We start from the raw sequence: 23707 nt of genomic DNA, 5'->3' as shown, positions 1-23707 counted from the left end.
ATCGTCTCGGTTGGTGGATGCAGGGATTGACCTTGAGTGAACTCCAGCATCGAGGCTGGCGACATGAATGAAATGAACCTCGCGCTCGGCGCCATGGAGTACGGCACCCGCATCGACGAGAAGACCTCCTTCGCTCTCCTGGACGCGTACGTCGACGCCGGTGGCGTCTGGATCGACACGGCCAACTGCTACGCCTTCTGGCAACACGAGAGCGGGCACGGTGGTCAGAGCGAGGAGTTGCTCGGCCGCTGGTTCGCGGCGCGGCCTGGAGTCCGCGACCGGGTCAAGCTCGCCACCAAGGTCGGCTGCGAGCCACTGTGGCCGGGGAGCTTCCCGGAGCACACCGAAGGCCTGAGCGCCAAGGCGATCGACTCCGCGGTTGAGACCTCGCTGCGCCGCCTCGGCATCGACCACATCGACCTGTACTTCGCCCACCGGGACGACCTCGAGACCCCGCTGGAGGAGACCGTCGCCGCCTTCGGCAAGCACGCCGCAGCCGGCACGGTCGGCCGGATCGGCCTCTCGAACTACGCGCTGTGGCGGGTGGAGAGGATGCGCGGCCTGGCGGAGCAGCAGGGTGTGGAGGCTCCGACCGCGCTGCAGTTGCGCTACTCGTACCTGCAGCCGAGGCCCTTCGTCCGCGACAACGCCCACGACCACCGCTTCGGCTGGATCACCGACGAAGTCCTCGACTACGCCGACCGCAACTCCGAACAGCAACTGTTCGCCTACAGCCCCCTGATGTCCGGCGGCTACGAACGCGAGGACCGCCCCATCCACCAGGCCTTCGACCACCCCGGCACCACCCGCCGCCTGGAAGCCCTCACCAAGGTCGCCACCGAACTAGGCGTCACCCGAAACGAAGCAGTCATCGCCTGGCTCACCGGCGGCACCCCAGCCGTCACCCCCATCATCGGCATCAGCACCCCCGACTACCTCACCACCGCCCTCGCCGGCGCCCACCTAACCCTCCCCACCCCCCTGAGAACCCTCCTCGACCAAGCCTGGTGACAAACGAGCTGTCCCAAAAGTTCAGCTGACCCCGTGCTTGTGGACCAGGTTTCGTGACACGATTTCGGGGTGGACAAGGATGGGTTCTGGGAGCTTGTCGAGGCGGCTCGGGCTGAGGTGGATGACACGGTCGCGGATCCTGATGGGGTCGCCGACTCGTTGACGAAGGTTTTGGGCGAGCTGACGCTGGCGGAGATCGCCGGGTTCGGCGTGGAGCTGGAGCGGCTGCAGGCGGAGTCTTACCGGTGGGATCTGTGGGGTGCCGCGTACCTGATCAACGGTGGCGCCTCCGACGACGGCTTCGACTACTTCCGTGGCTGGCTGGTCGCGCAGGGCCGGGAGATCTGGGACGCGGCGCTGGCCGACCCCGATTCGCTGGCCGACGTGGTCGACGAAGACCTGGGTGAGGGGTTCGAGGGCTTCGACGGCGAGGGGATGCTGAGCGTCGCGGTCCACGCCTACCAGTCCTCGGGCGGCTCCAACGGCGACTACTGGGAAGCGGTCGAGGGCGCCGGCATCGACATCCCGGATGTCCCGACCGGCGAAAACTTCGACTTCGACGACAGCAACGAACTCGAAACCCGCTACCCGCTGCTGGCCGGCCTCCAGGACTAACCGTCCCGACCGACAGGACATAGTCGCCCCACCTTCGCCACTCCACGCTCAGAGCCTCCGCGAAAAGGTGGAGCAGAGGCACTATGTCCTGTCCATCGGGACACAAACGGAGGTGCTTAGGCGGGTTCTCCGCTGAGGCGTTCTATGAAGGTTCGGAGGGTGCGGCGCCAGCCGGTGGATTGGGCGGCGTCTTCGTCGGCTACGGCGAGGCTGACCAGGTGTTGGGTCATTTCGAAGCCGGCGACGGCGTCTCGGAGTGCGGTCAGGGTTTCGTCCGGTACTGCGTGCCGCCCGTGGTCTGGTTCGTCGTGGTCTTGGCCGACCGGGTGGCTGACCCAGCCTGAGCCGAAGCTGTTGGGTACCAGCAGCTCGGGCACCAGCGACTCGTGGGAGAGCGACGCCAGGTCCTGGTTGCCGTTGTCGATGCTGAAGATCGTCGTACCGCGGCGGCGTACGTCGTCGATGCGTTCCAGCAACGTGTCGGCGGGCGTCTGCTCGGAGACGATCAGCAGCGACTCGCCACGACCCGCCTCGCGGAGCCGGTCGAGGCCGATCGACAGATGGGGTGGAGCGTCCGGCGGCGGGGCCCAGCGGACCAGGGCTGGGCGGATGTCCTCGATCCCGGCGCGATGCAGCTCGTCGTCCAGGTGTGCGGTGAGGTGCCACGGTTCGTCGTCGGCGGGGCCGAACAGCATCAGGCCCCCAATCCGGGTGGTGAACCTGCGCAGCGAGTGGGCGAACTCGGTCGTGCGGCTGCCGAGCTCAGTCCCGGTCAGCATCTCGCGCAGGAGCGATGCCTTGGTGAGGTCCACGCTTCAACGCTGACACACCTAGGCGGTCATCGCGACTCGGCATCCGGGTCAGCACGAAATCACCCCGAAAATCAGCTGAGCCGATCCGCCTTCGACTGCAGGTAGTTGCGCTCCGGGATGGACGTCGTACGCCGAGCCGCCTGCAGGTAGCTCGCGCGGGCGCCGTCGAGATCTCCCGACATCTCCAGCAGATGCGCGCGGACTGCCTCGAGCCGGTGGTGCTCGGTGATCCGCTGGTCGGACTCGAGCGGCTCCAGCAGCGCGAGCCCCTCCTTCGGCCCGGTCGCCATCGCCACCGCCACCGCGTGATTCAGCGTCACCATCGGGTTGTCGGACAGCTGCTCCAGCACCTGGTAGAGCGCGACGATCTGCGGCCAGTCAGTATCCTCGGCCCGCTCAGCAGTCCCATGTACTGCGGCGATCGCCGCCTGCACCTGATACGGCCCGAGCTGGGTCCGGGAGAGCGCGTCGGTGACGAGCGCCTCGCCTTCGACGATCGCGTCCTTGTTCCACTTCGAGCGATCCTGCTCGGCCAGCGGAACCAGCCCGCCATCCGGATCGGTCCGGGCCGGGCGCCGCGCGTCGGTGAGCAACATCAACGCCAGCAGGCCCGCGACCTCGCCGTCATCGGGCAGCAACCGGCGAACGCCCCGCACCAGCCGGATCGCCTCCGTTGTCAGCTCCGCGCTGTGCAACGAAGTACCGGAGGACGCGGTGTAGCCCTCGTTGAAGATCAGGTAGAGAACGTGCAGCACCGCACCCATCCGGGCATCGCGCTCAGCCTCGGGCGGCATCTCGAACGTGCTGCCCGCCTGCTTGATACTGCGCTTGGCCCGGCTGATCCGCTGCGCCATAGTTGCCTCAGGCACCAAAAACGCGGCGGCGATCTGCGCGGTGGTCAAACCGCCGACAGCCCTTAAAGTCAAGGCGATCTGGGACGCCGCGGACACCGCCGGATGGCAGCACAGGAACAACAACGTCAACGTGTCGTCCCGCCCACCCGGATCATCGACATCCGGAGCCGAGGCGACGAACTCCTCCGGCGCGGCCAGGTTGGCCGCGTTCTCCTCCCGCCGGCGCCGGGCGGACTCGCTGCGGAGCAGGTCGGTCAGCCGCCGCGAGCCGACCCGGATCAGCCAGCCGCGCGGATTGTCCGGAACGCCCTCCGTCGGCCACTGCTGGGCAGCAGCGAGCAGAGCCTCCTGCACAGCCTCCTCGGCCAGGTCGAAGTGGCCGTAGTGCCGGACGAGCGCACTGAGCACCTGCGGCGTCTCTTCCCGCAGCAGGAGCTCGAAGTCGCTCACATCTCCAGCCCGGAGCTGTCCATCACAGGTCGCACCTCCACGGCGAGGTACTTCGCGTCCGGCATCCGGGCGGCGTAGTCGATCGCCTGGTCGATGTTGTCGCACTCCACCAGGTAGAAGCCTGCCAGGTGCTCCTTGGCCTCAGCGTACGGTCCATCGGTGGTCGTCCGGGCGTCGTCACGCACCGAGACGGTCCTGGTGGTGATCGGATCGGCCAGACCGGCGGAGCTGACCAGCATGCCCTGCTCGGTGAGCTCCTTGGCCAGCTCCTCGTGCGACCGGGCCAGGCCCTCGCGCTGCTCGGCCGACAGACCGGCCCAGCTCTCCGCGTTGCTATAGATCAGCAGCATGTACTTCACAGGCACCATCCTGACGGTCGCGGAGGTCCCGGCGACCTCCTCTCACCCGGTACGTCGGAACAACCCCAGGCTATTTCGACGTACCGGGCGAAATATGTCGAGCCCCCGGCGCGGAGTCCGACGTACCGGGCAGGTGACGCTCAGCCCGGGCGTCCGCAGTACTGGAGGCCGTGCACCATGGAGAACACTCCCGATCCGAAGCGCTGGTTCGCGCTCGCCCTGCTCTGTCTGGCGGGGTTCATGATCATCCTCGACGCGTCGATCTTGCTGGTCGCGGTGCCGTCGATCGAGCGTGAGTTGACCTTCTCGAGCGGCGGCGTGCAGTGGGTGCCCAGCGGTTATGCACTGATGTTCGGCGGACTACTGCTGCTCGGCGGGCGAGTGTCGGACCTCCTGGGCCGGCGGCGCGTCTTCATCGCCGGGCTACTGCTGTTCGCGGCGTCCTCGCTGCTGTGCGGCCTTGCTTGGACAGGGGATGCACTGGTGTTCGCCCGCGGCCTGCAGGGGATCGCGGCCGCAGTACTGGCTCCTAGTGCGCTCTCGATCGTGATGACGACGTTCCCGAACGGCGCTGAGCGGAACAAGGCACTGGGGATCTGGGGAGCGACCAGTGGCGTCGGCGGTACGGCGGGCTCGCTGGTCGGCGGCCCGGTCACCGACGGACTCGGCTGGCAGTGGATCTTCTTCATCAACGTGCCGGTGTGCTTGCTCGTGGTCGCGCTGGCTCCGGTACTGCTCAAGGACAGCCGTGGACCCGGGCGACGCGCGTTCGACCTCGCAGGCGCCGTGACCGTTACCGCTGCACTGATCGTTCTCGTGTACGCCGTCATCGAGGCGCCGTCATCATCGGCCGGGCGGACCACGTTGCTGGCACTCGCCTCAGCAGCCCTCTTCGCGTTGTTCGTGCTGGTGGAGAAGCGTTCGGCGGCACCGCTCGTGCCGTTGCGGATCTTCCGGTCGCGAGCAGTGGTGGGCGGCAACCTGATCGGGATGACCTGGGGATTGGCGGCTTTTGGCTTGAACTTCGTCTATACGCAGTACGCGCAGCTCGCGCTGGGAACGTCGGCAGTCCGGTACGGGCTGATGTCGTCGGTCCTCGCGGCCGCTGCCGTGGGTGGATCGATCGTCGGGCAGAACCTGGTCACCCGGATCGGCCCTCGCCCGATCGCTGCCGGCTCGCTGATCCTGGCCGGGATCGGCAGTACAGTGATGAGCCTGCTCACGGTCTCTTCCGGGTACTTCGAAGTCGCGTTCTGGGGGTTGACCATCTTCGGCGCCGGGCTCGGAGCCGGTTCCGTGGCCGGGTCGATCGCCGCGCTGAGCGAGGTCGCCGGCGAGGACTCGGGCGTGGCCTCCGGGCTGCAGAACGCGTCGTTCCAGATCGGTGGTGCGGTGGGGATCGCGGTCCTGTCGGCCGTCGCCATCGGGAACACGAGTGGGGCGACGCCGACAGACCTGGTGTCCGGCTACCGGGTCGCCTTCGCGGCTTGCTGGGCATTCATCGCCGTCGGTCTGGTCGGCACCAGCCTGCTGGTCAGCAAGAAGCGCACGGCCTCACGCGACGCGGTAGTGGTAGGTGTGTGAGCGGGTGAAGCCGGCAGTCGCATAGAGACGCCGGGCTGGGCCGTTGCCGTCCTCCACCTGGAGATAGAGCTGTTCAGCCCCTTGGCGGCTGGCCCAGTCGGCACCGGCGTACATGACGGCGGTGGCGAGGCCCCGGCGGCGGTACTCGGGTCGGGTCGCCATACAGAACAGGCCGGCCAGACCGGGTCCTGCCACGAAGACAGCTGAGCAGGCGATGCGACCGTCGAGCGTGACACTCACGTACGCCGCCGGCTCGGCTATCCGGGCCAGTACGGTCTCGGCCACGGTGGCGCTGTCGCCGTGGTCGTCGAGCTCCGCAAACCCTTGTAGCCAAGAGGTTGTCGGCTTGTCGCTCAGCTCGATCGGCACCGCCGGGTGCAGCGCGGTCCGGGCGATCACCTGCTCTGTGCGCGCAGTGAGAACCAGAGTCGGGGCCGCTTGCTGGTAGCCCTTGGCGGCCAGCTCGGCGTCGAGGGCGGTGTGCAACTCAGCCGGGGCGATCTGGATGCAGACCGGGAGCTGATGCTCGGCGAAGAAGGCTTCAGCCGTGGCGATCGACTGCTCGCCCGGACCCAGCGGCAGGGCGGCATTCGACCGGCGTCGGCTCACACCCGGCGTACTGCGAAGCAACCAGCCGCCGGCCTCCTTGGCGCGGGCGGCCGGCCAGGCCTTGGCGGCGTACTGCTCGATCTGCCAGGCATCACTCATGCGGCCAGGCTAGATGAATGGATATTCCGATTGCAACATACTTATTCAGGGAGCGCTGAGCACGGTCCCGCGGAGCTCGACGCGATCGCCGACGATGGCGGAGACCCGCCCGGCCACCTGCTGGGCCCGCTCGTCATCGGCGACGTCGACCAGGAAGAAGCCCGCGAGCTGCTCCTTGGCCTCGCCGAACGGGCCGTCGGTGACCACCTTCAGCTCGTCGCGGACCTGGACCACGCGGCCCTCGCTGGGGAAGGTGAGCCCCTCGGAACTGACCAGCTCGCCGCTACCGGCCAGCTCGTCCTTGAACTTCGTCAAGGCTCCGATCGCCTGGAGCTCCGCCGCGGCGCCGGTCCAGGTGTCATCGCCGTAGATCAGTACGAGGTACTTCATACCGCCGGATCGTAACCGGGCGTACGGACAGAACCCCGCGAGCTGCCCACTCGCGAGGTTCGGCCCGCTCAGCAGATCAGAACCAGTGTCGCCGTCCCCCGACAGCACGACCGGTGGATCCCAGCAGGAACAGCACAGCTCCGACGACGAGCAACACGACGCCGATCGTCCACAGGATCGGGATACTCAACACGAATCCCAGAATCAACAGGATCAGTCCGAGGATGAGCATGAAGCCTCCTTAGCTTGCTCTGGCCGCCAGAGCGGGGGTTGGCGGCTCCCACCTCTGGTGCCCAGCCGTAATCGCCGCCAATCCGCCGGACCGGAAATCAGCCTCGCCAGGGGAACTTCGGAGCGCGCTTGGCCTGGAAAGCGGCGATGCCCTCCGCCAGCTCACCGACGGCGATCGTCTCCTGGTAGCGCTGGAAGGCGAGCGGCTCCGCGTCGGTCTCGGCGAGGAGCGCGTTGGCGGTCTCCTTGGCCGAGCGAATGGTCAGCTGGGACCGCGAGATCAGGGTCGCGGCGAAATCGGCCGCGCCGGCGTCGAGCGCGTCCTCGGCGAAGACCCGGTCGACCAGACCCTTGGCGTAGGCCTCCTCGGCCGTCAGCAGGTCACCACTGAAGAGCAGGTACTTCGTAGTCGCGGGGCCGACCAGATCGAGCAGTACCTTGATCGCGGCCGGCGGATAGACGACACCGATCCGCGCGGGCGTCACCCCGTACGTCGAACCGCTCGCAGCGAAGCGGAAGTCGCAGTTGACCGCGATCTCGAGCCCACCGCCGATGCAGTGCCCGCGGACCACCGCGATCGTCGGCTTCGGGAACTCCCGCAGAGCCGCCTGGGCCCTCAGGTTGTGAGCGCGAAGCTCCGCCATCGGGTCGGCCGGGTCGGCGCCGGAGACGAGTTCGCCGATGTCGGCGCCCGCGGAGAAGCTCGACCCGGCGCCGGTGACCACCAGGACCTTCACCTTCGGATCTGCGGCCAATTCCGCCAGCAGCCCCGGAAGCACCTCCCACATCGCCCGGGTGAGTGCGTTTCGTTTGGCAACCCGGTCGATCACCAGCCGTGACACCACACCGGTCTCGACGCTGAATCCGAGGTCATCCATGACGGGCAGTCAAACAGAGAGCACACTGCGGCGCCGCATGCTGGATCACACGCCGCTGAGCGTGCGGCATGTTCGCAATTCGTTAAATGTCCGCGCCGGTTGTGAGACCTGCCGGGATGTGTGCTTGACTCCTCCGGTCGATAACGTTTTGATCTCGACAGATTGGGTGAGCTTCAGTGGCTGAAGGACGGCATAGACAGGCGCGGCACCGTCAACCGCGCCCGAAGGTGATCGGCCCCGGCATCGTGAAGGTTGCGATTCCCGGCGCCGCGGTGGCTCTGCTGGCCACCGGCTCCGCAGTAGCTTTTCCCGACGAAACACCGAAGCAGGAAGTGTCTACCGCCAGCTCGCCCCTGCAGCTGCAGCGTGAGGCACCGACCAGCCGGGACGCTCTTCGTCCCCCGCTGGACCTCAGCCCGACCCAGGCGCCGAAGCCGAAGGCTCCGCCGGTCGCGAAGCACCTGAAGAAGCAAGCCCCGATCCCCAAGCCGTCGTCGGTGAAGACGCGGGCGTCGGAGAGCGTGAAGGCGAAACTGCCGCCGAAGATCACCGGCATCAAGTACACGACCACCGACCTGAACGTCTGGTCCACTCCGTTGACGGGCAGTCTGCTGACCGTTCTGGACAAGGGCACCAAGGTCTCCGTGACCGGCGAGCTCCAGGGTGCCTGGGCCGAGATCGTCCGCGACGGTGTCTCCCGCTGGGTCAAGGCGGAGTACCTGTCGGCGACCAAGCCGATCGACAAGCCCGTCGAAGACGGCAGCCCCTCACAGGCCGCCTGCAAGTCCGGCTCGAGTGTCGAGGACGGCCTGACGCCTGACGCGATCCGGGTGCACCGGGCGATCTGCAACATGTTCCCGTCGGTCACGTCGTACGGCGGGCTCCGCAGCGGCGACAGCGGCAGCGAGCACTCCAGCGGCCGTGCGCTCGACATCATGGTTCGCGGCGGGACCGGCCAGGAGATCGCCGACTGGCTCCGGGCCAACCGCAAGGCCATGGGCGTCAGCGAGCTGATCTGGTCGCAGCGCATCTGGACGGTCCAGCGCAGCAGCGAAGGCTGGCGCTCGATGGAGGACCGCGGCGGCGACACCGCCAACCACTACGACCACGTGCACGTCTCGGTCTACGGCAACTCCGGCACGGCCTGATCTCACTCGAACGGCCTGGCTCCTCTGTTCATCGAGGAGCCAGGCCGTTCGTCGTTTCAGGGCTTGATGTTGTGGTTCAGGTGGAAGAAGTTGTCCGGGTCGTAGGCGCGCTTGACCGAGCGCAGCCGGGCGAGGTCGGCTTCGCAGTACGCCGATTTCGCGTTGGCCGGGTCGGCCAGGAAGTTGAGGAACGTGCGGCCGGAGTTCCGCAGTACGGCGGACAGCTCGGGGACCTCCTCGTTGATGATCAGCGAGTACGTCGCCTCGCGGTGGCCGACCGGGCCCGCGCCGGGACCGGGGTGAGCCATCGCGCCACCCCAGTGGCGGATCTCCACGGTCGCGCTGGGCAGCTTGGCCAGCTCGTCGAGCAGGTCGTCCGCGAGCGTGTCGACCAGGTCGAGGTAGCGAGCGGGCGTGCCGCCCATCGCCGACTCACCGAACGGCGTCGTCTTCAGCTCGCCGGCCAGGACCGGGCCGGCCACCTCGAACAGTGGCTTGAGGAGGTGCTCGGCCAGCTCGGCCTCACCGGCGTACGTGACCTTGATCGCGAGAGCTCGGGTGCCCGAGTCGGGGAGGCGGGTGAGCAGGATCGCGGTGCTCAGCTCGTTGGGGATAGTGGCGGACCAGTCGCGGTAGAACTTCAACGTCTCGGCGGCGTTGTCGATACCGAAGTACACGATGCCGGAGTGGACCTGCGGCACGGAGTACAGGCGAAACTCGAGCGAGGTGACGATGCCGAAGTTGCCGCTGCCGCCGCGGATCGCCCAGAACAGCTCCGGGTGCTCGTCGGCACTCGTAGTGACCACCCGGCCGTCCGCTGTGATTACCTCGGCGCGGATCACGCTGTCGGCCGCAAACCCGTACTTGCGAGCCAGCCAGCCGACACCGCCGCCCAGCGTGTAGCCGGTGACTCCGACGTCCCGCGAGGAGCCTGCCAGCGGCGCCAGCCCGAACTGGCCGGCGGCGTCGATCACGGCGCCCCATCGCGTACCGGGGCCGACCTTGGCGACCTTGCGCTGCGGGTCGACCAGTACCGAGGTCATGGCGGAGGTCCTCAGCAGGATGCCGCCGTCGGCCGGTACACGAGTCCCGTGCCCAGTCGCCTGTACTGCGAGCGGCAACCCGTATTGCCGGGCAGTGCGGACAGCGGCCTGGATGTCTGACCTGCTGTAGGCCTCCACAACCACCAGGGGCCGCGAGTCGAAGCCCGGCACGATCGACTGCCGCAGTACGTCGTACTGCGCGTCGCCGGGCCGGTGGATCTCTCCGTTGAACCCAGCGCCGAGCAGCCCCGCGACAACGTCGCTACCGGTGGCCTCTGTCTTGCAGATCGCCTGCGTGGTCATCCTGGTGCTCCCTCGTGTGTCCCTGGCTCTTACACACACGTCGAAGGAGATCGGCTGGGATAGACACGGCCTTGAGAACTTTCTTTGAGTTTCCCGTCAGGCCGGGATCGGGAGGGATTTGAGCCGGGGGATGTCCGCGAGGATGTTGATTTCGGTGATCTTGCCATCGCGGATAGTGACATCCATGACGCCCATCAGAGTGTCGCCCACGACGGTGATCATGCCGGGGCGGCCGTTGACGAGGGCCGGGCGGCTGTGGGGGGACATCCTCGAGAACATGAGGGCTTGCTCGACGACTGCGAGTGCACCCCGGACCAGCTTGGAGACCGCCGGGCCGCGCGCTTCCGTAGTACCGGCGTCTGCTCGGAGGATGACGTCTGGGTCCAGTAGGGACAGGAGCGCCTCGAAGTCGCCGCCGCGGGAGGCCGCGAGGAAGGCGTCGACCACCTCGCGCTGCCGATTCAGGTCGTTGTCGGCGATCGGGGCGCCCTGGACCCGGCGGCGGGCGCGCGAAGCGAGCTGCCTCGCGGCGGCCGGGGTCTTGTCGACGATCTCCGCGATCTCGTCGAAGCTGAGCCCGAACATGTCGTGCAGGACAAACGCGAGCCGCTCGGCCGGCGACAACTTCTCCAGCACGACCATCATCGCCAGCCCGACGGCGTCGGCCCGGACGGCCTCCTCCTCCGGGTCCAGCGTGCTGAGGATCGGGTCCGGGACGAACATGTCGTCGAGCGGGTCCTCCCGGCGCGTCTTGCGGCTGCGCAACTGGTCGAGGCAGACCCGCGACACCACGGTCGTCAGCCAGCCGCCGAGGTTCTGGATCTCGCTCGGATCGGACCGGCTCAGCCGCAGCCAGGCCTCCTGGACGGCATCTTCGGCCTCGCTGACCGAACCGAGCATCCGGTACGCCACTGCCCGCAACTGCGCGCGGTTCTGCTCGAACTTGCCCGCCAGCTGGTCGTATTCGTCCACAGGTCACAATCTCTCGTCGCGGTCCGTCAAGGCTTTGACGGTTCGAAGCCCCATCATGTGACAGCGATCCGATTTGCCGCTGATCATTGACCATGACCGAACGGCAGCTGATCTTCGAGGACCACTTCGACGGGCCGACGCTCGATCCCGCCGTCTGGAGCCCGCATTACCTGCCCCAGTGGAGCTCTCGCGCCGCGACAGCCGCGCAGTACGAGCGGAAGGACTCCTGTCTGCGGCTGTTCATCCCGCCCGATCGGGGCCTGTGGTGTGAGGACGACCACACGCCACCGATGCGCGTCTCCGGCATCCGCTCGCTAGGCCTGCCGCTGTCATCGCTGGCCGACTTGCGAGGTAGTACTGCGGCCGCCAACGCCTGTGTACCTGGCTCTGTGCTCGCCGGCGACCCAGCCCGGTGCGGGACGTAGCAATGCTGCCGCGGCTGTAGCGGTAGCGAAGATGACTGATCGGCCGCTGGTCGAGCAGTTGGGTGCAGGACTCGAGCAGTGCGCAGAGGCGATCGACAGCGGCTGGGCTGCTGCAACACTGGCACGATGGATCGCCGCATAGAGCTCGCCCGGGCAGGGGACGAGGACGCCTTCGGCGAGTTGGTCGGGCCGCTGCGGGATGAGCTGCACGCGCACTGCTACCGGATGCTCGGTTCGGACCACGACGCCGAGGACTGCGTGCAGGAGACGTTGCTGCGGGCGTGGAGCAGCCTGGGAAGATTCGACGGGGAGTCACTGCGGCCGTGGCTCTACAAGATCGCCACCAACCGCTGCCTCACGCTGATCGAGCGCAGGGGACGCCGGGAGCTCCCCACTGATCTCAGCGCGCCGCAGGCCGAGACGGCCTGGCTAGAGCCGTACCCTGCGAGTCGGCTCACCTGGACTGCGCAGCTGACCCCAGAGGCGCGCGTAGTTGCGCTGGAGAGCGTGGAGCTGGCGTTCGTGGCGTCGCTACAGCACCTGTCGGCGTTGCAGCGCGCAGTACTGCTGCTGCGAGACGTTCTTGCCTTCGCCGCGAGCGAAGTGGCCGACCTGCTCGACACGACAGTCGCTGCGGTCAACAGCGCTCTGCAGAGGGCGCGGAAGGTCGTCACTGGCGCCCCCACTCAACAGGCGACGCTCGCCAGCCTCGGTGAGGCTGCGCAGCGGGACCTGGCTCGCCGGTACATGGACGCCTGGGAAGCGGGTGACGTGGAGGCAATCGTGGCGCTGTTGACCGACGACGCGAAGTACTCGATGCCGCCGCTGCCGCAGTGGTTCGAGGGCCGCGACGGCATCCGCGGGTTCCTGCTCGACGGGCCACTGAAGTGGCAGTGGAAGATCCTGCCCGTCTGGGCCAACGGGCAGCTCGCCTTCGGCACCTACCTGTGGGAGGACGGCCGCTACATCCCCAAGGGCCTCGACCTGCTCGTACTGCGCGGGCCGGCGATCGCTGAGGTCGTGTCGTTCCTGGAGGCCGACTTCCCCAGCTTCGGGCTGCCTGACTCGCTGCCCGGATGAATTTGGCTCAGCGCGATGAGTTTGGCGGGTTGCGCGGGTTGTAGTCGTGACAGGTTGCTTCGAGAGAGGACTGGAACGATGACGAACGAGCAAGAGATCCGCACCCTGATCGAGCGCTGGGCCGCGGCTGTCCACACCGGTGAACTGGAGGTTGTCCTCGAGGATCACGCTGACGACATCGTGATGTTCGACGTACCGCCGCCGTATGCCGGTGTGCGCGGGCTCGACGCGTACCGGGACACCTGGCCCGGCTTCTTCAAGTGGCAGGCGTCCGGGGCCGTCTTCGAGATCGACTCGCTGAAGGTGACGACGGGTGAAGACGTGGCGTTCGCATTCGCCTTGCTGCGGTGTGGGCCGGGCGAGGAGTTCCCCGCCAATCCGTCGCGGCTACGGCTGACGCTCGGCCTGCGCAAGGAGGCCGGCCGGTGGGTGGTGTCGCACGAGCACCACTCGTTCCCCTTGGAGGACACGGCCGACACGGCGTCCGCAGTACGGGATCGTTAGCGCCCCTGGAAGAGCCCAGTCGCACGGTAGGCGGCGTACATCTCCCACACCGCCTCCTGCTGCGGCTGCAACGGCGCCGGGACCTCGCCGGGCTCGAAGAAGCGTGCCTCAATCACTTCATCGGCGCCCGGCACCAGCTCACCCATCCACTGCCGCGCCGCAGTCTCCCTGAAACTCAACCCCGGCTCAGCAGCCCCACCAGGCAACTCCCACGCTCCCGAGTCCACCCTCCGCTGAAACAGCACCCGCTCCCGCTCATCCACAACCACCACCTGAGCCCCCGGCACCAACAACAACTGCTTGCCAACCACTTGCCGCAACTTCCACAGATGCGAGCCCTCAAAAACCATGCCCGCAGTATCGCCGACCCATGGAACGCTGTGACCGTGGACATCGCAGAGGTCGTCCGGCTGTTCGGACTTGGTGAGCTCGTCTCCGCCCCCGAGCCGGTCGCGGGCGGGCTGTCGAACGAGCTCTGGCGAGCGACGACCACCGAGGGAACGTTTGCAGTTAAGCGCATGCTGACCAACGCGTCCGCAACAGGCTTCGTGAGCAACATCGAGGCGGCATACGCGATCGAGGCCCGCTGCGTCGCCGCAGGCGTCCCGATGCCCGAGCCGATCCCGTACGCCGGTCGCGCGCTGGCTCGCGTGAGCGGGGACGTAGTCCGCGTGCACACCTGGACCGACGGGACTACTCCCCGCTCCTGTGACGGCGCCGTCGAGCTACTGGCGCAGATCCACGCGGCAGGCGCTCCCCGGCTCGCTGGACGGTCTCCGGGATGGAAGGCCGTCGGGTGGCCAGAGGATGTGGTTGCCCTCGCCCGTGTCGTCGACACCGGCCCGGACCAACGGGTGGAGGTCGACAGCCACCGCGACCTCAACCGTAAGAACACGCTCCGCCGCGCGGACGGCGTACTGGTCGCCCTCGACTGGGACGCTGCCGGACCCACCAGCGCAGTACAGGACGCCGTAGCTGTCGCGCTCGACTGGACGGACGACATTGACGGCTTCCGCACGGCCATAGCGCTCTATGAGCATGCCAGCGGCATTGAGATCCCGGCCGAGCCGTGGGTCTTCGCTGGATGGGTTGGAGCGCAGGGCGGATGGCTGGACCACGTCGCGGCGACCGGCAACGCCACTGAGACAGCGGACACCCTCGCCCGGCTGTCCGCCGTCGCGAGGGACCTTCCCCTGCTAGTGGGTGCGGTAGCGGAGGAGGGTGATGCCGGAGTGGAAGGGTTGGGTTTCGGTTAGGTGGAGGGTGGATGGGGTGGTCGTGTCGGGGAAGAGGCGTTGGCCCTTGCCTAGTACGACTGGGTAGACGAACAGGCGGTACTCGTCAACCAGGCCGGCTGCTGCTAGTGAGTGGACTAGCTTAATGCTGCCGGTGGTTACGATGTCCTTGCCTGGTTGGGCTTTCAGGGCCTCTACGTCGTCCAGGCCACGCAGTACGGTGCAGTTCTCCCACTGCGGGTCCTGCAGGGTTGTGGAGACCACGTACTTCGACACCGCGTTGAGGTACTCGGAGATGCCGGTCTGGTCGTCGGTCTGGAGCGGCCAATAGCCACGCATGTCCTCGAATGTCTGCCGCCCGACCAGGAACGCATCAGCACTCTCTCGCTGCACCTCCAGAGCCGCCAGTACGTCGGACAGGTCCACCTCACCGGCGTCACCCGGGTTGAACCACCCTCCGCTGGCGTCGATCACGCCGTCGACCGTGATGTTCTCGGTGACCACCAGATCCCGCATGCTCCTACCTCCTTCGATCGCCTTTGGGCGGTACGTCGAAGCCAACCACCTACCCTCGACATGCAGCCGTCCGGAACACGAAGAGCCGGGACTCCGCCGAGGCCGGCTCCCCATGCCAGCCGCCATACACCTCGATCTCACCGAACCCGGCGCTCTCCAGGTCGGTACGGATCTCCTCGGCGGTGCGGAAGTACAACACGGTGGTGTAGACGGCGTCGCTCCCGTCCTCGAACACATTGTGCGCGTCGAAGACCACCCGCCCTTGGTCCACCTCGGTGACCTCGACCCACTCCCGAAGGTGCCCGGCCGGTGTATCGCGCTCGAAGTACGACGCTTCCGGATTCCACTGCTCCCAGGCCCGTACCGCCGGATTGCGGCTCTCGAAGCTGAAGACCCCACTCGGTCGCAACGCACCGGCCAGGGACCCAAGCACCCAGGGATACTCGTCCCGGCCGATGTGCATCATCACGTTCCCGGTGCTCACGACCAGGTCCGCAGCTCCAGTGCGTTCGATCGCGCCGGCATCACCATCGACCCAAGTGACCGCCTCAGCCCCCGGCTGCCTCCGCGCGAACCCCAGCATCGTCGCGCTCGGATCAACGCCGATCACTTCCCGTCCCGGCCGCGCAAAGGCGCGAGTCAGCAGCCCGGTGCCACACCCGAAGTCGACAACCTTCCTGGCCCCGATGGCATCGGCGAGCTTCAGGTAGTACTCGTGATCATCCCCAGCCGCATTGTCCCCGTCGTAAAGCACGACCAGCCGCTCATCGCCATACGGATCCGCAGTCATACGGGCACGCTATGGAGCTGCGCCCACCCCCGCAAAGGTTTATCCGCCATTCGCGGGCTTCCTGGCCAGGAGGTAGCCCTGGGTGGTCTTCTCCTCATCCGCACGCTCGCGAACCGCCGTCATCCACAGCTCAAAGCCCGCCTCCCGGAGCAGCTCGGCCACCTCAGCCGGTTGCTGCCGGTACCAGTCGAGCGCGACCGGCGTACCGGAGAACTCCGTACGCCGCCCCCGGTCCCCGCCGATCTGGAAGACCAGCATCACCGTCCCACCCGGTGCGAGCACCCGGTGAAACTCGGCGAAGACCTGCGCCCGCTGTTCCCACGGGATGTGAATGATCGAGTAGTAGGCGAGCAGCCCACCAAGGGAATCGTCCGGCAACTCCAACGCCAGCATCGACCCCTCTTCGAACCGCAACTGCGGATAGGTCCGCCGCGCCAACGCCAGCATCCCCGGCGACAAGTCGATCCCGAACGCGTCCAGCCCCAACCTGGACAGCAGAATCGTCACCCGCCCCGGCCCACACCCGACATCAGCAACAGGACCGTTGCCTCCAGCAACCACTAACTCCGCGAAGAGTCCGAACAGCGCCAGATCCAACGGCCGGTCATCCAGCCCCGAAGCCACCACCTCCGCATGCTCAGCAGCCAGAGCGTCATACGAGTCCCGCGTAGCGGCGACAAACCCCGAATCCACCATGCCCCCAGACCCTAGACACCACCACCGACAGTGCATGCCCAGCTACTCCACCAGGGCGCCTGAAGAGGCGGGATCGAGAAATGATTGACTTCCGTGGGTCAAACGAGTGTTTGGATTTGTCGAGTGAGGAGAGTGCATGAACAGGCTGGTGCGCGCGCTGATCGGGATCCCTGCGGCGGCGGTACTCATCACGGCCGGTACTACGGTCGTGGCGTCGGCGGCGACGGGGGTTCCGAGCGGCCCACCGCCGACCGGATATGGCGTCTGGTGCGTGTCGGTGACCGGCGCCAAGGCGTGCTTCGCCGAGTACGGAGACCGCGTCTGGGTGGACGACACCGCGGCGAACGGTGACTCCGCCGCGGCCACGCTCCAGGATCAGGAGTCGTCGACCACCTGGTACCGGGAGTGCTTCAACCACCGCGGCGCGGACGGCGGCTGGGTGATGTGCAACTTCGACCTGCCGGAAAACCAGGAGGGTCTGCTGTGGGCCGTCAACCAGCCCTTCATCGGCGCTGAGAAGAGCACGAAGATCTGGACCACCCTCATCTGATCCCCTCGCCGGGCTGACTCGTCGCCGGCTGGTCCGCGGCCGAAACCACGGACCAGCCGGCGGGCGACCAGGTCGGTCAGAGACCGCAGTCCTTCCAGACGACCGCGAGCGGGTCCGCCTGGGTGCCGATGTAGCCGGCGGCGGTGTACTTCTCACCGCGGTCGAACAGGTGCCGCAGATCGGTCTGGATGGGGAAGGTGATCTCGCTGCCATCGCGCCGGATCACGGTGGAGCCGTCCGCCGTCGGGCCGGTTGCCGTCGCGAGGTCGCCGTTCCGGTTCACCGACGCGATGTCGTAGCCCTCGAAGCTCACCGCGGGCTCACCGTTGGTGGGCCAGCGGAAGCCCCGGAACTCGAACTGCGCCCCGATCGCCTCGTAGCCGACGATCCACTCGCCGCGGATGTCCTTCACCTGGGTGGTCTCCTGGGTCTTCCCCGGCAGCTTCCTCGGCGGGGTGGTCCACGAATCCCAGACCACGCCGGTGTTCGGGTACTCCGGGCCGGCCATCCCGATCACCAGCCCCTCGTCGCTGATCTTCCGGGCGTCGCCCGCACCGGGGTTCGGCAGCCGCTGCCACTCGCCGCCGGCCGGCCGGACGAGCGGGACGTTCGCCTGCAGCTGGTCGTCCCAGCCGTAGCCGACGAGGTCACCACGATTGTTGATCGAGGTGATGTCGAAGAACTTCAGCTCAGCGGGCACCGCGAGCGGCTGATACGTGCCCGCTTGGTAGATCCAGTACGTCCGGCTGTAGTCCTTCTGCAACGTACTGCCGACAACCCGGCCGTCATTCGTGACAGCCTCCGCCGTCTGACTCGGCAGCCCTTCCTCCGGAATCAGCCACTGCGGCTGCCCATCGGTCCACAACACCGGCTTGTCCGTCCCATCGACATGCCGCACCTGGCCGATCAGGTGACGCCCAGTCTGGTCAGCAGCCAGAACCCTGCTCGCCCACGAGTGCCCCTCCGGCAAAGCCAGCCTCTCGTACGCACAAGCTGCCCCTACGCGAGCATCAGCCGCAGTACTCGCAACAGCCGGAACACTCCCCAGTCCGGCCAGCAATGCCAGTGCACTCACTCCGACGACGAATCTCCTCATATCCCCTCCAGGTCCGCTTGGGCCCGGCTGCAACGCCGGTGCCCAACAGACGGCACCCTGGGAGCCGAAGTTCACGGCGCACCGGGCATTCGACTGAGGTCTAACTGTCGGCGGAGGGCGTGGTGTTGTGGTTAAACACATACCGGACGGGTGTCTCACGACATCGGCGAACAGGTCGTGGATGCTCGGGCATGTCGAAGGCCCGGTTGGTGATCACCGCGTCCTCGACGGCGAGCTGGTCGTGTGGACCGCGGGACCGCCTCGACTTCGGTGCGCTCCAGCAGCGCATGGTCAGCTCTCCTTCGACCATCCGCCACCGGCGAACTCCTGCGCGAACTCGTCCTCGACCCCACCAAGGACTACCAACCCACCGGAATGCCACCCGGACCCATCCCCAAAAAGAACAGGTGAACCCACAAAACGTGGGTTCACCTGTCCGGGATGTCTTGAGACATCACATCGGCGGAGGGCGTGGGATTCGAACCCACGATGACGGTCACCCGCCAAACCGGTTTTCAAGGCCAAGCTACCCGGACCGCCGAATTGTGGCGCTGACCTGCATAAACGCTAGCTGCTGACGATCCACCGGTCGGCACCGTTGCACGAATACTGCACAGTATTCGGCAAACGACGTCCCTCTGTGCGGTGTCCTCCGTCGGGTGGTGCGCCCGCTCGTCGCGTCAGCGGGTGGTCGGCGTCGACCGGTTCAGCGGGTGCGGTACTAAGAAGTCCGGCGCGATGACAGTCGGTAGCGAGTTCAGCCACGCGGCGAGATCCCGGGGCGACGGGGCACGTATGTTCCGATGGACAGTAGCTCTCTGGAACTCAACAGAGCGTTGCGCATCGCCTTGTCTGGGAACACCGCCTCGCAGTACGCGTATGCCACCGACACAGCGTCGATGTCGACGATGTCGTTCACAGTCCACTTGTGCTGCGGATTGTTGTGGTACCTGGTCTTCACGCTCACCGCGACCTGAGTGTGGGGCATCGCCCCCATGAACCGTCGCAGCTCGTCGTCGGGCGGATCGAAGTCGGGCAAGCCCGCCTCCTGGCGCTCGATCCGCGTGCGGGTGTACATGTCGATCCACTCGTGCACGAACTCGCGGGCGTCGATCAGGTCACGAAGACGACCGCGGCGCCACTTCGGATTCTCGTTCAATACCCGTTCGGTGTCCTGCTCCCATTCGACCCGGCTTCTCTGACCCTCAGCCGCCACCTCCGGCTGGAACGCGGGATCGGCCCGGAGCTGCTCGAGGTCCTCATCGGACGGACCGCGCAGCATGCGACGCTCCATCTCGTAATTCATCCTCGCAATGAGCGTGTCGAACTCGGCGTCTGACATCTGGGCACGGACCGCGTCGGAGGCGTCGCCACCGTCGTGGTTCACGATCTTCATTCCGCCGACCATCCCGAACGCATGTCCGAAGGTCGACCGCACAAGCGCAATACTCCGATCAGAGATGTCCTCGCCCAAGATCTTCGCCATGCCCGCTTCGATCTCAAGTTCTGCGATAAGCGTGCGCCCGGGCAAGTAGCAGTAGTCGGACAGCGTCGCAAAGATGTCGGCGAGGTCGCCGCGCTGCTTGGGATCGGTGATCTGCAGGATCTCCCACATGTGCTCGCCGCTGAGCGGGAACATGGCGCGCCTCTCAAGTTTGGCGCGCAGCGCTGCCCGGTAAAGCTGGAGGTACTCAGCCGGTACCGTGGTGTCGCCCCTCAATGCGCGCGCCATGCGGATGGCCACGTGTAGGTCCAGGTACACCAGCGGGATACGCGGGCGCATCACATTTGCCCACACGAGTTCCTCGGCCATCGGGACCTTCAAGCCGATATTCACACCCTTCGCCCTCCTGCGTTAGACGGACCAAGTGTGCCTCGGAGAGCCGACATCCGCCTTGCGGTTTTCACCGCGCGGCCAGAGTCACGTATGAGGCTTGCCAGTGGTCCTGTGTCGAGCGAGCTCCACTGGGCCATCTGAGGCAGGCTGACGGCTCAGCGCCGGCCGGGTCCTCCACGGCAAAGCCATTGCACGGATTCTGCACGGCTGGCCGAAACTGGCGGCTTTCAGCCGGACGTGGCCGGACACCACCGGACTGACACAGGAAAGGGCCTCTCGCTTGCGTTTCCGCAGGTGAGAGGCCCTTTTGGCGTCGATGAGCGGAGGGCGTGGGATTCGAACCCACGATGACGGTCACCCGCCATACCGGTTTTCAAGACCAGCGCACTCGGCCACTATGCGAGCCCTCCAGGCGGTCACCCGAGGGGTGGCTGCCGAGGATCGAGGATAGCGCTCCTTGGGAGTGGCGGGTGGATCGGGACGGCTGTAAAGGGGTGGGCGGGTGGCTGCGGGCGCCGGTAGGGTCTGGGGCGTGATGGGTGGACGTGCCACTCGTCCTGCATCGGAGACGGAGGTGGGAGCGATGTCTAGGTCATCGGAGGACATGGCTTGCACCGTCCGGTCGGCTCGCTGATCAGCTGCTGCTGACGCGGGGTGACTGACCGGACGATCCGGCGGCGTCGGTCGACGTCGCCCGTCCAGTCTGCCGTCATGCCCTCTGGGAGCTTCGATGCAATCCCTTCGTACCTTCGTCCTGCCCGCTGAACTGGGACGGGACTTCCGCAAGATCTGGCCGGCCTCGGCCATCTCCAACCTCGGCGACGGCGCCATGCTTGCCGCCGGCCCGTTGTTGGTTGCCTCTATCACCGATCAACCCCTTGCCGTCGGCACCGCTGTCTTCGTGCAGCAACTTCCTTGGCTGCTGTTCGCGTTGTTCAGTGGGGCATTGGTCGACCGACTCGACCGCCGCCTGGTGGTGGTTGCCTCCAACACCTTTCGCGCCATCATCTTGGGCGCACTCGGAATCGCAGTACTGGTTGGCGTTTCGCCTTTGTGGGCGGTCTACCTGACGCTCTTCCTCCTCGGTACTGCGGAGACTTTAGCGGACAGCGCATCAGGCGCGCTGCTCGTCAACGCAGTACCGAGAGAGCATCTCGGCAAGGCGAATGCGCGGCTCTATGCGACCGGCACGGTTGCCAACCAACTCGGCGGTCCGCCGATCGGCGCCCTGTTGTTTGCCGTCGGCACCGGAGTACCGCTGGTGATGAATGCCGTGACGTTCGCGGCGGCCGCCATCTTGATCGCCAGGGTGACGGTCCGGCCATCCGTCGCCAGGGAAGACGCAGCCCGTACTGCGCTGTGGACCGACGTCCGCGAGGGCGTTCAGTGGCTGTGGAACCACGCAGGCGTTCGTACGCTCGCGTGGACGATCCTGATCATGAACATCACCTTCATGGCCGCATTCGCGACCTGGGTGCTGTTCGCCAAGCAGCGGCTCGGGCTGAGCGAGACGCAGTTCGGGTTGCTGATCTCCGCGAGCGCGGTCGGCGCGATCGCGGGGATGCCGGTCTACCACTTGCTTGAACCCCGGGTCGGGAGTCTGGCGCTGCTCCGGGCGGGGCTGGTGGTGGAAACGACGGTCCATCTCATCCTGGCTGTCGCCACGAGTCCGATCGTGGTGGTCGCGACGATGACGGTGTTCGGAGTACACGCCGTTGTCTGGGGCATCGTTTCGACTACGGCCAGACAGCTAGCCACGCCTGACGCGTTGATGGGACGGGTAAACAACGTCTACACGCTGGCCTCGATCGGCGGGGCCGCGCTCGGGGCGTTGCTGGGCGGCGTACTTGCTCAGCGGTTCGGCCTGACGGTGCCGTTCGTTTTCGCCTTCGCGGGAATGGTGATCATGACCGTGCTCGCGTGGCGGCCGTTGCGGCACGTCGTAGTACGGGAATCGGCCGCGCAGCGGTAAACAGTTAGAGGCTCTCGGCCGGGGATTGTTACTCTTCACGGTCGAGAGTCCAACTGCCGCCGGGGAAATCAGATGCCAACAGCCACATCCCTCGGACTGCCGAACATGCGCGGCCGGGCGCCCCTGCTCGCCGGGCTGGCCATCGACTCCTTCGGCGGCGGCTGCGCCGGACCGCTCCTGTTGCTCTTCTTCGTGCGCGTCGCGGACATTCCCCTCGGTACTGCGGGGTTGATGCTGACCGTCGCGACCATGTTCTCCATCGCGGCACCGGCGGTTGTCGGCCTGGTGATCGACCGGGTTGGACCGCGGAACCTGGTGATCGGGGCGCAGTTCGCGCAGGGGCTGGGGTTCACCGGGTTCTTCTTCGGGCGGTCGCTCTGGTTGCTGTTCCTCTGCGCGCTGGTGACGACGACCGGGCAGCGGGTGTTCTGGTCAGCGATCTTCAGCCTGCTGTCGGACGTCTCGGATCCGGGCGATCGGGACCGCTGGTTCGGGCTCGGCGGGATGATGCAGGCGGCCGGGTTCGGGCTTGGAGCGCTGGCAGCCGGCGTACTGCTGAGCTTCGACGGGGATCGGCCGTTCCTGATCGGGATGGCGGTGAACGCGGCGACCTTCTTCATCGCGGGAGTGCTGCTGCTCCGGCTTCGGGCCAAGCATGACGCGCGGGCTGCGGCCGCTCAGGACAGCGGGCCGGCGCCACTGCTGCGGAAGGACAAGGCCTTCCTCGTACTGATCGCGGCGAACACCATCCTGGCGTTGTGCACGATGCTGTTCGGGGTGGGGCTTCCGGTCTACGTGACCGAAGCGCTGCCGGAGGCGCCGAAGTGGTTGGTGGGCGTGCTGCTGGCCGCGACGTCGGTGGTGCTGGCGACCGGGCAGACGCTGGTGGTGCGGCATACCGAGCAGCGACGGCGTACGCAGGTGCTCGTGGTCGCCGGTGCGCTGTGGGCGGTGTGGGGCGTACTGATGGCGGGGTTGCTGCACGTGCCGGCTTGGCTGGTGGTGCCGGGGTTGATCTTGGCGACGGCGGTTTTTGCTGGAGCCGACCTGCTGCATGCCGCTACTGGGAACGCGCTCGCTGCGGCCGTGGCGCCTGCCAATGGGCGGGGGAAGTATCTGTCGTACTGGCAGTACTCGTTCACCTTCGCGAGCGTGCTGGTGCCGGCCTTCTTCGCTCAGCTCTTCGAGGTCCGGCCTGAGCTGCCTTGGATCGCGATGTCGGTACTGGCGCTGGCAGCCGGCGTGGTGATCGTGGTGCTCGAGCGGGTGCTTCCGGACGCTGCTACCCGTCGTACCTGAGCCGCTGTGCAGTGGGCGAAATTTGACGGGTCAGACAGAGTTGCGGTCTTCGAACAGGTGTCCTATGTCGCTTAGGGTGGATATGGTGAGCGGAGGCTGGGTGCGCCTTTGGGGTCGGTGTGCTGGCGCTGCTGGGGGGCGTGGCCGTGGTGTCGGGTGAGGTGTTCGCGGATCAGTTCGGCCCAGCGGGTCTGGTTGGTCCAGCCGTTGCGGCGGGCGGCGATGAGCTTCAGCAGGGCGTCGGTGCGGACCTTGTTGGTGAGCTTGGCGGCGCGGTCGCCGATGGTCTCGTCGAGCTGGTGGAAGAACTCCTCCAGTGCCCCGGTGGTGTTGGGTCCGGCCGCCGCAC

General features: G+C 66.9%; 27 protein-coding genes and 1 tRNA gene. 11 read left to right on the top strand and 17 right to left on the bottom strand.

Annotated features, from left to right (window positions below; genetic code table 11):
- The first annotated feature begins 63 nt into the window (after positions 1–63).
- Both A3ES_RS0135905 and A3ES_RS0135900 read left to right on the top strand, forming a co-directional pair.
- Positions 64–1011, top strand: coding sequence for an aldo/keto reductase (locus tag A3ES_RS0135905; RefSeq protein ID WP_040456342.1), 948 nt, complete (start codon positions 64–66; stop codon positions 1009–1011).
- Positions 1012–1080: 69 nt separating this feature from the next.
- Positions 1081–1626 (top strand): DUF4240 domain-containing protein, encoded by a 546-nt coding sequence (locus A3ES_RS0135900; RefSeq protein WP_020391679.1) that lies wholly within the window; start codon positions 1081–1083, stop codon positions 1624–1626.
- Positions 1627–1742: 116 nt separating this feature from the next.
- Here the strand turns inward: A3ES_RS0135900 and A3ES_RS0135895 are convergent, their stop codons facing one another.
- From A3ES_RS0135895 to A3ES_RS0135885, 3 genes are all read right to left on the bottom strand, one after another.
- The gene (locus tag A3ES_RS0135895; RefSeq protein ID WP_020391678.1) at positions 1743–2438 is read right to left on the bottom strand and encodes a hypothetical protein; all 696 of its coding nucleotides are present in this window, start codon (positions 2436–2438) and stop codon (positions 1743–1745) included.
- A gap of 71 nt (positions 2439–2509) precedes the next feature.
- A complete protein-coding gene (locus tag A3ES_RS0135890) occupies positions 2510–3742 on the bottom strand; it encodes an RNA polymerase sigma factor (RefSeq protein WP_020391677.1) in 1233 nt (410 codons plus the stop codon).
- Positions 3739–4092, bottom strand: coding sequence for a YciI family protein (locus tag A3ES_RS0135885; protein WP_237745155.1), 354 nt, complete (start codon positions 4090–4092; stop codon positions 3739–3741). The genes A3ES_RS0135890 and A3ES_RS0135885 overlap by 4 nt, the downstream gene beginning before the upstream one ends.
- Before the next feature lie 186 nt (positions 4093–4278).
- Here A3ES_RS0135885 and A3ES_RS0135880 point away from each other — a divergent pair, with 186 nt between their 5' ends.
- Positions 4279–5685, top strand: a complete 1407-nt coding sequence (locus A3ES_RS0135880; RefSeq protein ID WP_020391675.1) for an MFS transporter — start codon at positions 4279–4281, stop codon at positions 5683–5685.
- On the opposite strand, the gene A3ES_RS0135875 is transcribed toward A3ES_RS0135880, so the two are convergent.
- The 4 genes from A3ES_RS0135875 to A3ES_RS0135860 form a co-directional block, all read right to left on the bottom strand.
- Positions 5656–6393, bottom strand: a complete 738-nt coding sequence (locus A3ES_RS0135875; RefSeq protein ID WP_020391674.1) for a GNAT family N-acetyltransferase — start codon at positions 6391–6393, stop codon at positions 5656–5658. The genes A3ES_RS0135880 and A3ES_RS0135875 overlap by 30 nt on opposite strands.
- Before the next feature lie 45 nt (positions 6394–6438).
- Positions 6439–6783 (bottom strand): YciI family protein, encoded by a 345-nt coding sequence (locus tag A3ES_RS0135870; protein ID WP_020391673.1) that lies wholly within the window; start codon positions 6781–6783, stop codon positions 6439–6441.
- Between the two features lie 76 nt (positions 6784–6859).
- Complete coding sequence (locus tag A3ES_RS55230; RefSeq protein WP_020391672.1) at positions 6860–7015, bottom strand: DUF6131 family protein; 156 nt, start codon at positions 7013–7015, stop codon at positions 6860–6862.
- 97 nt (positions 7016–7112) lie between these two features.
- Entirely contained in the window at positions 7113–7892 is a 780-nt protein-coding gene (locus A3ES_RS0135860; protein ID WP_020391671.1) for an enoyl-CoA hydratase/isomerase family protein, read from the bottom strand.
- A 176-nt stretch (positions 7893–8068) separates the two neighbouring features.
- Between A3ES_RS0135860 and A3ES_RS0135855 the strand changes: the two genes are divergently transcribed.
- Positions 8069–9040, top strand: a complete 972-nt coding sequence (locus tag A3ES_RS0135855; RefSeq protein ID WP_237745153.1) for a VldE C-terminal domain-containing protein — start codon at positions 8069–8071, stop codon at positions 9038–9040.
- A 56-nt stretch (positions 9041–9096) separates the two neighbouring features.
- On the opposite strand, the gene A3ES_RS0135850 is transcribed toward A3ES_RS0135855, so the two are convergent.
- Together A3ES_RS0135850 and sigJ are read right to left on the bottom strand one after the other, a co-directional pair.
- On the bottom strand, positions 9097–10386 hold the full coding sequence (locus A3ES_RS0135850; protein WP_020391669.1) for an FAD-binding oxidoreductase: 1290 nt from the start codon (positions 10384–10386) through the stop codon (positions 9097–9099).
- 96 nt (positions 10387–10482) lie between these two features.
- Positions 10483–11358, bottom strand: coding sequence for an RNA polymerase sigma factor SigJ (gene sigJ / locus A3ES_RS0135845; RefSeq protein ID WP_020391668.1), 876 nt, complete (start codon positions 11356–11358; stop codon positions 10483–10485).
- A gap of 92 nt (positions 11359–11450) precedes the next feature.
- Between sigJ and A3ES_RS0135840 the strand changes: the two genes are divergently transcribed.
- From A3ES_RS0135840 to A3ES_RS0135830, 3 genes are all read left to right on the top strand, one after another.
- Entirely contained in the window at positions 11451–11783 is a 333-nt protein-coding gene (locus tag A3ES_RS0135840) for a LamG domain-containing protein (RefSeq protein ID WP_020391667.1), read from the top strand.
- 126 nt (positions 11784–11909) lie between these two features.
- Positions 11910–12863, top strand: a complete 954-nt coding sequence (locus tag A3ES_RS0135835; RefSeq protein ID WP_026163514.1) for a sigma-70 family RNA polymerase sigma factor — start codon at positions 11910–11912, stop codon at positions 12861–12863.
- A 78-nt stretch (positions 12864–12941) separates the two neighbouring features.
- On the top strand, positions 12942–13367 hold the full coding sequence (locus A3ES_RS0135830) for a nuclear transport factor 2 family protein (RefSeq protein ID WP_020391665.1): 426 nt from the start codon (positions 12942–12944) through the stop codon (positions 13365–13367).
- Here the strand turns inward: A3ES_RS0135830 and A3ES_RS0135825 are convergent.
- The gene (locus A3ES_RS0135825; RefSeq protein WP_020391664.1) at positions 13364–13717 is read right to left on the bottom strand and encodes an NUDIX domain-containing protein; all 354 of its coding nucleotides are present in this window, start codon (positions 13715–13717) and stop codon (positions 13364–13366) included. The genes A3ES_RS0135830 and A3ES_RS0135825 overlap by 4 nt on opposite strands.
- Between A3ES_RS0135825 and A3ES_RS0135820 the strand changes: the two genes are divergently transcribed.
- Complete coding sequence (locus tag A3ES_RS0135820) at positions 13697–14623, top strand: phosphotransferase (RefSeq protein ID WP_083933912.1); 927 nt, start codon at positions 13697–13699, stop codon at positions 14621–14623. The genes A3ES_RS0135825 and A3ES_RS0135820 overlap by 21 nt on opposite strands.
- Here the strand turns inward: A3ES_RS0135820 and A3ES_RS0135815 are convergent.
- From A3ES_RS0135815 to A3ES_RS0135805, 3 genes are read right to left on the bottom strand one after another with little or no spacing between them, the layout of a single operon-like run.
- A complete protein-coding gene (locus A3ES_RS0135815; protein ID WP_020391662.1) occupies positions 14564–15118 on the bottom strand; it encodes a dihydrofolate reductase family protein in 555 nt (184 codons plus the stop codon). The genes A3ES_RS0135820 and A3ES_RS0135815 overlap by 60 nt on opposite strands.
- 49 nt (positions 15119–15167) lie before the next feature.
- Positions 15168–15908, bottom strand: a complete 741-nt coding sequence (locus A3ES_RS0135810; RefSeq protein WP_020391661.1) for a class I SAM-dependent methyltransferase — start codon at positions 15906–15908, stop codon at positions 15168–15170.
- A 39-nt stretch (positions 15909–15947) separates the two neighbouring features.
- Positions 15948–16604 carry a class I SAM-dependent methyltransferase gene (locus A3ES_RS0135805; RefSeq protein ID WP_020391660.1) on the bottom strand — a complete coding sequence of 219 codons (657 nt, stop codon included), beginning with the start codon at positions 16602–16604 and terminating at the stop codon, positions 15948–15950.
- Between the two features lie 136 nt (positions 16605–16740).
- Between A3ES_RS0135805 and A3ES_RS0135800 the strand changes: the two genes are divergently transcribed.
- Positions 16741–17154 (top strand): hypothetical protein, encoded by a 414-nt coding sequence (locus A3ES_RS0135800; RefSeq protein ID WP_020391659.1) that lies wholly within the window; start codon positions 16741–16743, stop codon positions 17152–17154.
- Positions 17155–17230: 76 nt separating this feature from the next.
- On the opposite strand, the gene A3ES_RS0135795 is transcribed toward A3ES_RS0135800, so the two are convergent.
- The 3 genes from A3ES_RS0135795 to A3ES_RS0135785 form a co-directional block, all read right to left on the bottom strand.
- A complete protein-coding gene (locus A3ES_RS0135795; RefSeq protein WP_157630919.1) occupies positions 17231–18250 on the bottom strand; it encodes a hypothetical protein in 1020 nt (339 codons plus the stop codon).
- A gap of 757 nt (positions 18251–19007) precedes the next feature.
- Complete coding sequence (locus A3ES_RS0135790) at positions 19008–20087, bottom strand: hypothetical protein (RefSeq protein WP_020391657.1); 1080 nt, start codon at positions 20085–20087, stop codon at positions 19008–19010.
- 321 nt (positions 20088–20408) lie between these two features.
- Positions 20409–20497, bottom strand: a tRNA-Ser gene (locus A3ES_RS0135785).
- Positions 20498–20817: 320 nt separating this feature from the next.
- Here A3ES_RS0135785 and A3ES_RS0135775 point away from each other — a divergent pair.
- Positions 20818–22059 carry an MFS transporter gene (locus tag A3ES_RS0135775; RefSeq protein WP_020391655.1) on the top strand — a complete coding sequence of 414 codons (1242 nt, stop codon included), beginning with the start codon at positions 20818–20820 and terminating at the stop codon, positions 22057–22059.
- Between the two features lie 72 nt (positions 22060–22131).
- Positions 22132–23358, top strand: a complete 1227-nt coding sequence (locus A3ES_RS0135770) for an MFS transporter (RefSeq protein WP_026163513.1) — start codon at positions 22132–22134, stop codon at positions 23356–23358.
- Positions 23359–23429: 71 nt separating this feature from the next.
- Here the strand turns inward: A3ES_RS0135770 and A3ES_RS49590 are convergent.
- Positions 23430–23707: hypothetical protein (locus A3ES_RS49590; RefSeq protein ID WP_040456338.1), on the bottom strand; the 278-nt coding region annotated here is incomplete at its 5' end.

It is taken from the genome of Kribbella catacumbae DSM 19601 (assembly GCF_000372465.1).
Classification (GTDB): Bacteria; Actinomycetota; Actinomycetes; order Propionibacteriales; family Kribbellaceae; genus Kribbella; species Kribbella catacumbae.
The sequence above is the reverse complement of the archived record's forward strand: the minus strand, read 5'-3'. Positions and strand labels throughout refer to the sequence as shown.